Raw genomic sequence first — 12,780 nt, forward strand, 5'->3', positions numbered from 1 at the left:
GTCTCAGGTGAGGCCGAGCGCCGGCAGCACGGCGGCCTCCACGAAGCGGACCAGGTAGTCCGGGTCGGCGCACTCGCCCTCCAGGACGGGGCGGACCCGCAGGACGCCGAAGACCTGCACGGGGACGAACTCCAGCGCCGGATGGCCGGCGGGCACCTCGCCGCGGGCGACCCCGCGGTCCAGGATCTCCCTGAGCGCGGCGATCTCCGGGTCGATCAGCGCCTCGCGCAGCGCCTGCGCGAGCTCCCGGTCCTGCATGACGGCGTGGCCGAGCGCCTGGAGCAGCCCGGCGTCCTTCGCCGACCACTCCCCCGCGACCCGGGCGGCCTGCCGCAGGTCCTCGGCGAGCGACCCGGTGTCGACCCCCGCGAAGTGCACCCGGCGGTGGCTGCGCAGGGCCGCCGCGACGAACTGCGGCTTGGTCTTCCACTGCCGGTACAGCGTGGACTTGCTGCACCGCGTGCTGGCGGCGATGCCCTCCATGGTGACGGCGTCGTAGCCGCACTCGCGGATCTGGTCCAGGACGGCGTCGAAGAACTCCTGCTCGCGCTCGCGCGTGAGCTTGGAGCGGCGCGAGGCGGCGACCGTCTCCGGTCCGTCCGCGGCCTGCGACGTCATCGGCTGTGCTCCTCGCTCGTGTCCTGCGGGGTGTCCCCGGGGCCCGCCTCCAGTGTGGCCCCGTCCATCGATACGCCAGTGTACCGATACTTCGGCGTATCGGTACACTGACGTATCGGTACAGCAGCGTTTCGATACGCGACCGTACCGATCAAGATCGCCGGCACCTGCCGGGGCACGGCGAGCAGCACCGTCAGTGAAGGGGCCGGGGGATGAACGCCCGCACCGAGCCTGGACCGGCGGCGCCCGGCGCGACAGCGCGGCCGCCGCTCCTGCGCGAGCTCCTGCTCGTCGCGACGCTCTTCCTCCTCTACAAGGCCGGCCGGCGGCTGGCGGCCGGCCACACCGGCGAGGCCTTCCGCAACGCGCACCGCGTGTGGGACCTGGAGCGGGCGGCCGGGCTGCCCGGCGAGGGCGCGGCGCAGTCCCTGCTGCTGCGCGACGGCACGCTGATCCACCTGGCGAACACCTACTACGCCACCGTCCACTTCCCGGCCACCGCCGCCTTCCTGGTCTGGCTGTACCTCCGGCGCCCGGCGCACTACCGGTGGGCCCGGCGGGTGCTCGCCGCGCTGACCGCCGCCGCGCTGGCGCTGCACCTGGCGTTCCCGCTCGCCCCGCCGCGCATGCTGGCGGCGACCGGACTGGTGGACACCGCGCGGCTGTACGGGCCGTCGGTGTACGGCCCGCCGCAGGCGGACCGGCTGGCGAACCAGTTCGCGGCGATGCCGTCGCTGCACTTCGGCTGGGCTCTGGCGGTGGCGGTCGGTCTCCTCGTCGCCACCCGCTCCCGGTGGCGTCCGCTGTGGCTGCTGCACCCGCTGCTGACCCTGCTGGTGATCGTGGGCACGGCCAACCACTACTGGCTCGACGCGCTCGTGGCGACGGCCCTGCTGGGCCTCGCCCTCGCGGTGGTCCGCCCGCCGCGCCGGACGGCGGTCCCGGCCCGTCGGGCGCGGGGCCCTCTCCCGGCGGCCGAGGAGCCGGCGCCGGCGGGAGCGGGCCGATGAGCCCCGTGCCGGTCGCCGTCGCCCTCTCCCTCGTCTCGGCCGTCGCCTACGCGGCCGCGGCCGTCGCCCAGGAGCGGCTGGCCGCCCGCGGCTCCACCGCGGGCGCGCCGCGGCTGCTGGCCAGCGGCGCGTGGTGGGGGTCGGTGGCGCTGAACGCCGCGGCGGCGCTGCTGCACGTGGTGGCCCTGAGGTACGGGCCGCTGACCGTGGTGCAGCCGCTCGGCGCGCTCACCCTGGTCGCCGCGGTGCCGCTGGGGGCGCGGATCGCGGGGCGGCGGGTGAGCCGGGTGGAGTGGCGGGGCACCGCCCTGACCCTGCTGGGGCTGGCCGCGCTGCTGGTCGCGGCGACCGGGCCCGCGCCGGACGGCGTGCTGAGCCTGCCGGAGGCGCTGGCGGTCTCGGGCGCCGCGGCGGCGCTCATCGGCGTGCTGGCGCGGCCCGGCGCCCGGCCCGGGCTGCGCCACGCCACCGCCTCCGGGACGGCGTCGGGGGTGGCCTCGGCGCTCACCCAGACCGTGACGGTGGCCGTGACGGACCGGTCCGGCCCGCTGCCCGGCGTGCAGGTGGCCGCAGTGGCGCTGCTCGTCGCGGCCTTCGCCGCCGGCGGACTGCTGCTGTCGCAGACCGCCTACCGGGGCGGCCTCGGCGCCCCGCTGGCCGTGGTCACCCTGGCCAACCCGGTGGCCGCCGCGGTCATCGGCCTCTCGCTGCTCGGCGAGCACCTGCGGGGCGGCCCCGCGGGGATCGTGCTCGCCCTGGCCGGGGCGGCGCTCGCGTCCCGGGGCGTGGTGCGGCTGAGCCGGGCGGCCCCGCCCAGCGGCCGTCCGGCGGCCGCCGTGCCGTCCCCGGGCGCGGGACCGGTGACCGGACCGGCCCCGCGGCCCCGGCCGTCCGGGCCGGAGCGCCTCACGGCCGCCGGCCGGTGACGATCGCCGGGTCGCTCACCCCGGGCCGCCCGTTCTCGACGTGCCCCGCGAACCGCCGCAGGAAGGACGGGTCGGACGGACAGGTGACGGTCAGGTCGTACCAGCGGTGGCTCGCCGCGAGGCCGACCGTGCGCCGCACGGTGGTGCCGGGCCGCACGGTGACGGTCGAGGCCGGACGGCCGTAGCCGTCGGCCAGCCTCAGCCGGACCGTGCCGGGGCCCCGGTGGGTGAAGGTCAGCACGAGGTCGTCGCCGCTGTGCCGGGCCGTGACCTCCGGGCCGGCGGTGCCGTTCGTGCCCCGGAAGACGCGCACGAAGCCGTTCGGGCCGTGCACGGTCAGGTCGTAGGAGCCCTCCGGGCGGGCCGCGTCCCAGGTGTCGGCGACGGTCTTGCCGGCCTCGGTGGTGTACGTCCAGGGACCGTCGGCGCGGTTGCCGGAGGTGACGTGGAAGGCGCCGCCGGCGCGGGGCCCGGAGGCGAAGGTCAGGGTGAGGGTCCCGGCCGCCGCGTCCACGGCGGCGTCCACGTGCGGCGCGTACCGCAGCGGCCGGGTGCGGCGCCGGCCGCGCTCCTGCCGGGGCATGCGCGGGTCCGCCGGCGGCGTCGGGCGGTAGTCGGGGTGGCGCTCGCGGTCCTGCGGCGCGTACCCGCCGGTGTCCGGCAGGCCGGCGGGGCGGGCGTCCTTGCGGGAGAAGTCGAACGCGGAGGTCAGGTCCCCGCAGACCGTCCGGCGCCACGGCGAGATGTTCGTCTCGCGCACGCCGAAGCGGCGCTCCATGAACCGCAGGATCGAGGTGTGGTCGAAGGTCTCGGAGCAGACGTAACCGCCCTTGCTCCACGGCGAGACGACCAGCATCGGCACGCGCGGGCCGAGGCCGTAGGGACCGGCCGGGCGCTTGGCGTCGCCCGGGTAGAGGTCGGAGGAGACGTCGACGGTGGACCTGCCCCGCTCGGGGGACGCCGGCGGCAGCGGCGGCACCACGTGGTCGAAGAAGCCGTCGTTCTCGTCGTAGGTGATGAACAGGGCCGTCTTCGCCCACACGGCCGGGTTCGAGGTGAGCGCGTCCAGGACCTGCGCGATGTACCAGGCGCCGTAGTTGGACGGCCAGTTGGAGTGCTCGGAGAACGCCTCGGGGGCGGCGATCCAGGAGATCTGCGGCAGGGTGCCGGCCTTGACGTCGGCGCGCAGCCGGTCGAAGTACCCGTCGCCGTTCTTCACGTCGGTGCCGGTGCGGGCCTTGTCGTACCAGGGGTCGCCGGGCCGGGCGGTGCGGTACCGATCGAAGTAGAGCAGCGAGTTGTCGCCGTAGTTGCCCCGGTAGGCGTCCTCGATCCAGCCCCAGGAGCCGGCCGCGTCGAGGCCGTCGCCGATGTCCTGGTAGATCTTCCAGGAGATCCCGGCCCGCTCCAGGCGCTCGGGGTAGGTCGTCCAGCCGTAGCCGAGTTCGTCGTTGCCGAGGACCGGGCCGCCGCCCGTGCCGTCGTTGCCGGTGTACCCGGACCACATGTAGTAGCGGTTGGGGTCGGTGGAGCCGATGAACGAGCAGTGGTAGGCGTCGCAGACGGTGAAGGCGTCGGCGAGGGCGTAGTGGAAGGGGATGTCCTCGCGGGTGAGGTACGCCATGGTGGTGGTGCCCTTGGCGGGCAGCCACCGGTCGTAACGGCCGCCGTGGTAGGCGTCCTGCCCGTCGGTCCAGCCGTGCGGCAGGCCCTCCAGGAACTGCATGCCGAGGTCGTCGGCGTCCGGGCGGAAGGGCAGGACCTCCCGGCCGTCCTGCTCCTGGTGCCACACCGGCTTGCCGGTGCCGAGCGTCACCGGCCGCGGGTCGCCGAAACCTCGCACTCCGGACAGGGTGCCGAAGTAGTGGTCGAAGGAACGGTTCTCCTGCATCAGGACGACGATGTGCTCGACGTCCTCGATCGATCCCGTGCGGTGGTTGGCCGGGAGCGCGGCGGCCCGCTCGATGCTGGCCGACAGGGCGCCGAACGCCGTGGTGACGCCCGCTGCTTGGAGGAACCGGCGCCGGTTGACTTCGGGCATGGGTGAGGGACCTCTCGTCCTGGTCGGGAACCGGCCGGCGGGTGACGGCCCGTGCGCGCAGCGAGTGTTCCAGGGCCACCGAACGTCCGGGAAGGGCGGGATGGCGGGGGCGTGAAGGTAGGCGGTACGCACGATGCGCGAGCCCGGCGGCGGGTGCGGCGGGCGGTCCGGCAGCGGGAGCCGCGCCGCCGGACCGGCCCCGCCGCAGGACGTCTTCCGTGACGCGGAAGCCCCGTTGCGGCCCGGTGACGGGCTCGCGGACGATGACGCCACAGTCGACAGACGGGAGCCGCCCCCATGCCGCACGCCACCGCCTTCGCCAGGAACCAGTGGTACGTCGCCGCCCACGGCCACGAGGTCGGGCGCGAACCGCTCGGCCGGACGGTGCTCGGGGAGCCGCTCGTGCTGTACCGGACCGAGGGGGACGGGACGCCGGTCGCGCTGCACGACCGGTGCGTGCACCGGCGCTACCCGCTGTCCGAGGCACCGAGCCGTCTCGACGGGGACCGGATCGTCTGCGGCTACCACGGCTTCACCTACGACACCACCGGCGCCTGCGTGTCCGTGCCGGGGCAGAAACGCGTCCCGCGCACCGCGCGCGTCGCCTCCTACCCGGTCGTCGAGCAGGACTCGCTGGTGTGGGTGTGGATCGGCGACCCGGCGCTCGCCGACCCCGGCGCCGTCCCCCGGGCCCGGCACCTCGACTCCCCCGGCTGGGTCACCGTCCGCGGCATGGAGCCCGTCGACTGCGACTACGGCCTCCTGGTCGACAACCTGCTCGACCTGTCCCACGAGACCTATCTGCACGGCGGCTCCATCGGCACCCCCGAGGTCGCCGAGACGCCGATCAGCACCGAGGTCGACGAGGGCGCCGGCATCGTCCGGGTGAGCCGGCACATGGACGACGCCGAGTGCCCGCCGTTCTACGCCCGGTCCACCGGCCTGCGGGGCCGGATCACCCGCTGGCAGGACATCGAGTACCACGCGCCCTGCCTGTACCTGCTGCACAGCCGCATCGCCCCGGTCGGCGTGCTGCCCGGGCCGGACGGCAGCGACCCGCACGGCTTCCACACCGAGATCACCTACTGCATCACCCCGTCCGCCGACGGCAGGGTGTACGACTTCTGGGCGGTCTCGCGGGACTGGGCCACGGACGACGCCGAGGTCACCGAGTTCCTGCGCGGCAACAACCACACCGTCGTCCTGCAGGACGTGACCGCGCTGAACCTGCTCCAGCGCACGCTCGGCACCGAGCGCCACGGCTACCAGGAGCTGAGCATCAACATCGACACCGGCGGCCTGGCCGCCCGCCGCATCCTCGCCCGGCTGGCCGAGGAGGGCGCCGAGCCCGTGGAGGGGGTCCGGTGACGTCCCGTCGCCCCGACGGCCCGCGCGAGGTCTACCGGATCGACTGGCTGCCCGGCACCGACGTCCTGCACGGCACCTGCCACTGCGGCCGCGAGCACACCGCGCAGGACCCGGTCGCCCTGTGGGAGTGGATGCTCGCCCACCCGCGGGGGCACGAGCCGCGGGGGAACGGTTCGTGAGCGCCCGGGAGTTCGACGCCGTCGTCGCCGGGCGGGAGCCGGTGGCCGACGGCGTGGTCGCCCTGCACCTGCGCCGCCCGGCGGGCGAGGAGCTGCCGGCCTGGGAGCCCGGCGCCCACGTCGACCTCGTCCTCGGCCCCGGCCTGGAACGGCAGTACTCGCTGTGCGGCGACCCCGCGGACCGCTCCCGGTGGCGGATCGCGGTGCTGCGCGAGCCGGACGGACGCGGCGGCTCCGCCCACGTGCACGACCGGCTCGGCGCGGGCGACACGGTCCGGGTGCGCGGGCCGCGCAACCACTTCCGGCTGGAGCCCGCGCCCCGCTACCGGTTCGTCGCGGGCGGCATCGGCATCACCCCGCTCCTGCCGATGCTGGCGGCGGCCGAGGCGGCGGGCGCCGCGTGGACGCTGCTGTACGGCGGACGGACCCGCCGGTCCATGGCGTTCACCGCGGAACTGGCGCGCTACGGGGACCGGGTGGTGCTCGCGCCCCGGGACGAGACCGGGCCGCTGGACCTGGCCCCCGTGCTGGACGGCGTCGCGGACGGCACGCTCGTGTACTGCTGCGGTCCCGGGCCGCTGCTCGACGCCGTCGAGGAGCGGTGCCCGCCGGGGCTGCTGCGCACGGAGCGGTTCCGGCCGAAGGAGCGGCGGGCGGGCGGGGACGGCGCGTTCGAGGTGGAGCTCGCGCGCAGCGGCACGGTCCTCACCGTCCCGCCGGACCGGTCCGTCCTCGACACGGTGCGCGCCGCCGGCGTCGAGGTGCTGTACTCCTGCGCGGAAGGCACCTGCGGCACCTGCGAGACGGACGTCGTCGCGGGCGAGCCGGACCACCGCGACTCGGTGCTCACCCGGGAGGAACGGGACTCGGGGGAGACGATGATGATCTGCGTGTCCCGGTGCCGGGGACGGCGGCTCGTGCTGGACCTGTGATCCTCCACCCGTGGGATCGCGATTCAACTACCGCTCCCCGTACGGGGATTGACCCCGGATCGGACGGGGGCCTACGTTCACGCTGAGCACGTTCGTCCTGTCTGCGCACAGCCTGTCGGAGCACTCCGCAACGGTCCCCCAGGGGGAGTCGAGTCATGCGTCGTCGTCTGCTCACCGGCCTCACGGCCCTGTCCGTCCTGGCCGCCACGGCGGCCTGCGGCTCGTCGTCCGGCGGAGAGGACTCCTCGGACGGCGGTTCCCCGTCCGGCGGCACCACCACGGTCAAGGTCGGGATCATCCCGATCGTGGACGTCGCCCCGCTCTACCTCGGCCGGGAGAAGGGCTTCTACGGCGAGCGCGGCATCGAGCTGGAGCTGTCGCCCGCCCAGGGCGGGGCGGCGATCGTGCCCGGGGTGGTCTCGGGGCAGTTCCACTTCGGGTTCAGCAACACCACCTCCCTGCTGATCGCCCAGTCCAAGGACGTGCCGGTCAAGGCCGTCGCCAACGGGGTCGCCTCCACCGGCGAGGACGGCGCCGACTTCGCCGCCGTCGTGGTGGGGAAGGACTCGCCCCTGAAGTCCCCGAAGCGGCTGGAGGGCCGCAAGGTCGCGGTCAACACCCTCAACAACATCTGCGACACCTCCGTCAAGGAGTCGGTCCGCAAGGACGGCGGCGACCCCTCGGAGGTCGAGTTCGTCGAGATGCCCTTCGACCAGATGCCGGCCGCCCTGGACGGCGGACGGGTCGACGCGGCCTGCGCCGTGGAGCCGGCGCTCACCACTGTCAAGGCCGCCGGCGGCACCGAGATCGCGTCGAACTTCTACGACGTCTCACCGGACCTGACCGTCGCGATGTACTTCACCTCCCGGCAGTACACCCAGAAGAACCCCGACGTGGTGCGCAGGTTCCGGGAGGCGACCGTCGAGTCGCTCGCATACGCCCAGAGCCACCCGGAGGAGGCCCGGCAGATCCTCTCCACCTACACCAGGATCCCCGCCGGGCTGCTGAAGGACATGACGCTGCCCCGGTGGCCCGCCGAGCCGGACCGCGCCTCCCTGGAACGGCTCGCGGAACTCGGCCGCGCGGACGGCCTGTTCGACGAGGCGCCGGACCTGGACGAACTGCTGCCGTGAGGGGCGGGAACGCCGCCCTCGGCGCGGCGGGACTCGCGGCCTTCCTCGCCCTGGGCGAGGCGGTGCCGCGGCTCGGCCTGGTCGAGGACGACCACTTCCCGCCCACCGGCCGCGTCGCGGGCGCGCTCGCCGGCGAGGCGTCCGACGCCGCCTTCTGGACGGCGCTCGGCGACACCCTCACCGGCTGGGCGCTGGGCCTGGCGATCGCGGTGGGCGCGGGCGTCGTCGCGGGCGTGGTGCTCTCCGTCGTGCCGTACCTGCGGCAGGCGACCGCCTCGACGATCGAGTTCCTGCGGCCCATCCCGTCCGTCGCGCTGATCCCGCTCGCCGTGCTGCTGTACGGCACGCGGCTGGGCTCGGTGCTGCTGCTCGTCGGGTACGCCGCGTTCTGGCAGGTGCTGGTCCAGGTCCTGCACGGTGTGCGGGACGTCGACCCGGTCGCGGAGGAGACCGCCCGCTCCTACGGCCTCGGCGCCTGGGCACGCGTCCGGCACGTGCTGTGGCCGACCGCGCTGCCGTACGTGATGACCGGGGTGCGGCTGGCGGCGGCCGTCGCGCTGATCCTCGCCGTGACCGCCGAACTCGTCATCGGCGCGCCCGGGCTCGGGGCGCGGATCGCGGTCGCGCAGACCTCGCAGGCGGTGCCGGAGATGTACGCGCTGATCGTGGTGACCGGTCTGCTCGGGCTGCTGATCAACACGGGTGCCCGGGCGGTGGAGCGGCGGGTGCTGGCCTGGCACCCGTCGGTGCGCGCGGAGGTGCCGGTGTGAGGGTCGTGCTGCTGCGGCTGTGCCTCGCGTCCGCGCTGCCGGCGGTGCTGGTGGCGCTGTGGTGGGTGGCGTCCGAGGGCAGCACGAACGTGTACTGGCCGCCCCTGCGCACGATCCTGGCGGCCTTCCCGGACGTGTGGACCGCCGAGCGGCTGCGCGCGGACGTGCTGCCGAGCGTGCTGCGGCTCACGGCGGGTTACGCCCTGGCGGCCGTCGCCGGGATCGCGCTCGGCACGCTGATCGGCTCCCACCGGCGGGTGCGCGCGGTGTGCGAGCCGGTGCTGGAGTTCCTGCGGGCGGTGCCGCCGCCGGTGCTGGTCCCGGTGCTCATGCTGTTCGCGGGGATCGGCGACACCATGAAGATCCTGGTCATCGCGTCCGGCTGCGTGTGGCCGGTGCTGCTCAACACGGTGGAGGGCGTGCGCGCGCTCGACCCGGTGATGGCGCAGACGGCCCGCTCGTACGGCATCACGGGCGCCGTGCGCCTGAAGGACGTGGTGCTGCGCGCGGCGAGCCCGCAGATCGTCGCCGGGCTGCGGCAGGCGCTGTCGGTCGGCGTGATCCTGATGGTCATCAGCGAGATGTTCGCGGCGAGCAACGGCCTGGGCTTCACCGTGGTGCAGTTCCAGCGTTCCTTCGCCCTGCCCGGCATGTGGACCGGGATCCTCGTCCTCGGCCTGCTCGGCTTCGTCCTGTCGGTGGTGTTCCGGCTGGCCGAGCGGCGGGTGCTCGGCTGGTACCACGGTCTGCGCGCCGCCGACCGGCGGTCGCGGTGACGCTCGCGAAAGGGCGGCCGATGCTCGACGTACGCGGCCTGAGGAAGGTCTACGAGCAGTCCGGGCGCCGCGTCGAGGCGGTGCGCGACCTGACGTTCGGCGTGGCGGCGGGGGAACTGGTCTGCCTGGTGGGCCCGTCGGGCTGCGGCAAGACGACCCTGCTGAAGTGCGTCGGCGGGCTGCTCGCCCCCACCGCGGGCGAGGTCCTGCTCGCGGGCCGGCCGGTGGCGGGGCCGCCGCCCGGGATGGCGTTCGTCTTCCAGGAGTACGGGCGCAGCCTCTTCCCGTGGCTGCGGGTCGGCCAGAACGTGGAACTGCCGCTGAAGCAGAAGGACCTGAGCCGGGCGCGCCGCCGCGCACTGGTCCGCGACGCCCTGGAGTCGGTGGGGCTGGCGGACGCCGCCGGGGCGTATCCGTGGCAGCTGTCCGGCGGGATGCAGCAGCGGGTCGCCATCGCCCGGGCGCTGGCGTACGAACCCGCGGTGCTGCTGATGGACGAGCCGTTCGCGGCGGTGGACGCGCAGACCCGGGCCGACCTGGAGGACCTCGTACGGCGGCTGTGGCGGGAGCGCGGGATGACGGTCCTGTTCGTCACCCACGACATCGACGAGGCCGTGTACCTCGGCGAGCGGGTGATCGTGCTGTCCGCCTCCCCCACGGTCGTGCGCGAGCAGCTGGCGGTCGACCTGCCCGCCGAGCGGGACCAGGCGCGCACGCGGGCGGCCCCGCGCTTCGCCGAGCTGCGGACCCGTGTGTACGAGCAGATCCAGGCGGCGAAGCGCGGGGCGGCCGGGCCGGGCCCGGCCGACGCGGTCAGGAAAGATACGCCTCCACTTCGCTGAACTGGGCGGCGGGCCAGCCGGTGTTGGCGGTGACGTGCAGCCGCAGGTGGCGCAGGCCGGTGCCGGCGGGCAGGGGCACGGTGACCGTGTTGCCGGTCGCCGGGTCGAAGCGGTACTCCTTCGGGGCGACCACCGTGGTGTACGCCGAGCCGTCGGTGCTGCCCTGCACGGACAGCGTCTGGGTGCGGGCCTGCCAGACGGCCTGCGGTGGCAGCTTCAGCACGAGCCGCCGCACGGCCCGCGCGGAGCCGAGGTCGACGGTGAGGGACTGCGGGAAGGCGTGGTTCGCGGACTCCCAGTAGCTGTGGGCGTCGCCGTCGACCGCGCGGCCGGGCGTGTGGACGTCCTGGGAGCCGGTCGCGGTGACCGGGCGGCCCTGGGCGAGGTTGCGGGTGGGCTCGGGGTCCGGGTTGCCCTGGCCGGGCTGCGGCCAGGCCGAGCAGTCGGACCAGGTGCTGCTCCAGCCGGAGTTGCCGCCGCCGTCGGTGAGCGTGAAGGCGCCGGAGCCGGACGGGTAGGGGCAGTTGTAGACCCCGGCCGCGCCGACCCCGGTGGCGGTGACGTCGCGGAAGGTGGCCGCGCCCTGCGTCTCGGCCTGCACGACGACCGTGCCGGTGTTGCGGACGGTCGCGCCGTCGACGGTGATGTTCTTCGCGGCGTACCCGCGTCCGCTGCCCGAGACGAACTCGAAGGCGCTGTACGGGCTGTCGGTGATCGTGGTGCCGGTGATGCGCACCTGCGCCTCGATCGCGCTGTCGTAGGAGTCGACGCGCAGCGCGCCCATGGGGTGGTTCCAGTTGGGGTTCATCGCCCCGGTGCGCACCAGCGTGTTGCCGTCGACCGTGATGGTGCCGGCCAGCGGGTGGAACGGGTCGAGGAACTTCTGGTTGGAGATCGCGATGCCGCTGCCGAGCGCGTTGGTGTCGGAGATCAGGTTGTCGCGGACCGTGATGTCGGTGCCGCCGTAGATCGCGATGCCGTTGGCGAGGTTGGGCTGGGTGATGGTGTTGTTCTCGAAGCTGCTGGCGGTGTCCGGCGCGTACAGCGACCACATCGCGAGGGCGTCGTCGCCCTGGTTGCGCAGGAAGTTGTTGCGGACCTTCACCCCGCGGGCGGTGCCGTTGAGGTTGAGGCCGTCGGCGGTCATGTCGAGGAAGCGGTTGTTCTCGACGACGAGGTCGTCGTTGGTGCCGGTCAGCCACAGGCCGACCTTGAGGTGCTGGAGCCACATCCCGGAGACGGTGGAGTCCGGCCCGAGCGAGCCGTTGACGAAGTTGTCGGGGCTGGAGTCGACGCGCTCGGTGACCTCCCCGATGACGGCGAAGTCCCGGATGTGGACGTTCCCGGCGGAGCTCGGCTGGTCGATGAAGCGGGAGGTGCGCACCACCGAGTGCCAGGGGCCGGCGCCCCGCAGGGTGACGTTCTGGACGCCGCCGAGGGAGGAGGTGAGCCGGTACTCGCCCGGCGGGATCCACACCGTGCCGCCCTGCGCGGCGGCGATGGCGTCGCGGAACGCCTGGGTGGAGTCGCCCCGGCCGGTCGGGTCCGCGCCCCGCGAGGTGACCGAGACCGATCCCGCGGGCTGTCCGGCCGCCGCGGCGACCTGCTCGAAGTCGGCGACGTCCACCGTGGCCTGGACGCCCGTCGCCTCGAAGGCCACCGTGTCGCCGGCCCGGACGTCCCGGCCGAGCAGCAGGCGGGCGTTGTCGTAGAAGTGGTGGGTCTTCGAGCCCGCGATCCAGGGCGTGTCGATGTACGAGTACCTGGAGGTCACCGGCAGGCTCTCCGCCAGGCGCAGGCCGTTGACGTACACGGCGAGCGAGCCGGACTGGCCGTCGGGGACGCTGACGGCGACGGTCACGGCGTTGGCCGCGCGCGGCGCCGTGAACTCGACGCGCTGCCCGGCGGCCAGCCGCACGGCCCGGCGTCCGGACGCCTCGGAGGCGAGGGTGCCCTGGGTGTGGTCGGGGCCGATCCTGGTGCCGGTGGTGGTCGCGGACTCGGCCTCGACCGAGGTGAAGGGCAGGGTGGCGCCCGCGGCGGCGTGCGCGGGGGCCGGGGAGAGCGCGACGAGCGCGCCGGCGGCCAGGGCGGCGGCCGTGGCCGCCGACGACATGCGCCTGATGGATCCGGAGACGTGCGTGTGCATGTGCCGATCCCTTCGTGGTGGGGGGTACGGGGACAG

The 12,780-nt window shown here is 74.5% G+C and carries 12 protein-coding genes; 9 read left to right on the top strand and 3 right to left on the bottom strand.

Annotated features, from left to right (window positions below):
* Positions 1-3: 3 nt before the first annotated feature.
* The gene (locus ACIF8T_RS21035) at positions 4-618 is read right to left on the bottom strand and encodes a TetR/AcrR family transcriptional regulator (protein WP_400037159.1); all 615 of its coding nucleotides are present in this window, start codon (positions 616-618) and stop codon (positions 4-6) included.
* A gap of 212 nt (positions 619-830) precedes the next feature.
* Here ACIF8T_RS21035 and ACIF8T_RS21040 point away from each other — a divergent pair, with 212 nt between their 5' ends.
* Positions 831-1,628, top strand: coding sequence for a phosphatase PAP2 family protein (locus ACIF8T_RS21040; RefSeq protein ID WP_400037161.1), 798 nt, complete (start codon positions 831-833; stop codon positions 1,626-1,628).
* On the top strand, positions 1,625-2,554 hold the full coding sequence (locus ACIF8T_RS21045; protein ID WP_400037163.1) for a hypothetical protein: 930 nt from the start codon (positions 1,625-1,627) through the stop codon (positions 2,552-2,554). Before ACIF8T_RS21040 ends, ACIF8T_RS21045 begins: the two co-directional genes overlap by 4 nt.
* Here ACIF8T_RS21045 and ACIF8T_RS21050 read toward each other — a convergent pair.
* Positions 2,535-4,595, bottom strand: a complete 2,061-nt coding sequence (locus ACIF8T_RS21050) for a phosphocholine-specific phospholipase C (RefSeq protein WP_400037165.1) — start codon at positions 4,593-4,595, stop codon at positions 2,535-2,537. The genes ACIF8T_RS21045 and ACIF8T_RS21050 overlap by 20 nt on opposite strands.
* Before the next feature lie 297 nt (positions 4,596-4,892).
* Here ACIF8T_RS21050 and ACIF8T_RS21055 point away from each other — a divergent pair, with 297 nt between their 5' ends.
* From ACIF8T_RS21055 to ACIF8T_RS21085, 7 genes are all read left to right on the top strand, one after another.
* Positions 4,893-5,963, top strand: coding sequence for a Rieske 2Fe-2S domain-containing protein (locus ACIF8T_RS21055; protein WP_400037167.1), 1,071 nt, complete (start codon positions 4,893-4,895; stop codon positions 5,961-5,963).
* Positions 5,960-6,142 (top strand): hypothetical protein, encoded by a 183-nt coding sequence (locus ACIF8T_RS21060; RefSeq protein ID WP_400037169.1) that lies wholly within the window; start codon positions 5,960-5,962, stop codon positions 6,140-6,142. Before ACIF8T_RS21055 ends, ACIF8T_RS21060 begins: the two co-directional genes overlap by 4 nt.
* Positions 6,139-7,074: a PDR/VanB family oxidoreductase gene (locus tag ACIF8T_RS21065; RefSeq protein WP_400037171.1), complete on the top strand. Its 936-nt coding sequence runs from the start codon at positions 6,139-6,141 to the stop codon at positions 7,072-7,074. Before ACIF8T_RS21060 ends, ACIF8T_RS21065 begins: the two co-directional genes overlap by 4 nt.
* Positions 7,075-7,229: 155 nt before the next feature.
* Positions 7,230-8,207 (top strand): ABC transporter substrate-binding protein, encoded by a 978-nt coding sequence (locus ACIF8T_RS21070; protein WP_400037173.1) that lies wholly within the window; start codon positions 7,230-7,232, stop codon positions 8,205-8,207.
* Positions 8,204-8,977 carry an ABC transporter permease gene (locus tag ACIF8T_RS21075; RefSeq protein ID WP_400037175.1) on the top strand — a complete coding sequence of 258 codons (774 nt, stop codon included), beginning with the start codon at positions 8,204-8,206 and terminating at the stop codon, positions 8,975-8,977. The genes ACIF8T_RS21070 and ACIF8T_RS21075 overlap by 4 nt, the downstream gene beginning before the upstream one ends.
* A complete protein-coding gene (locus tag ACIF8T_RS21080) occupies positions 8,974-9,753 on the top strand; it encodes an ABC transporter permease (RefSeq protein ID WP_400037177.1) in 780 nt (259 codons plus the stop codon). The genes ACIF8T_RS21075 and ACIF8T_RS21080 overlap by 4 nt, the downstream gene beginning before the upstream one ends.
* Positions 9,754-9,773: 20 nt before the next feature.
* Positions 9,774-10,595 (top strand): ABC transporter ATP-binding protein, encoded by an 822-nt coding sequence (locus ACIF8T_RS21085; protein WP_400037179.1) that lies wholly within the window; start codon positions 9,774-9,776, stop codon positions 10,593-10,595.
* Here ACIF8T_RS21085 and ACIF8T_RS21090 read toward each other — a convergent pair.
* Positions 10,567-12,744, bottom strand: a complete 2,178-nt coding sequence (locus ACIF8T_RS21090; protein WP_400037181.1) for a discoidin domain-containing protein — start codon at positions 12,742-12,744, stop codon at positions 10,567-10,569. The genes ACIF8T_RS21085 and ACIF8T_RS21090 overlap by 29 nt on opposite strands.
* Positions 12,745-12,780: the final 36 nt, after the last annotated feature.

The sequence above is a fragment of the Streptomyces sp. NPDC085946 genome (genome assembly GCF_044540485.1).
In the GTDB taxonomy this organism is placed as follows: Bacteria; Actinomycetota; Actinomycetes; order Streptomycetales; family Streptomycetaceae; genus Streptomyces.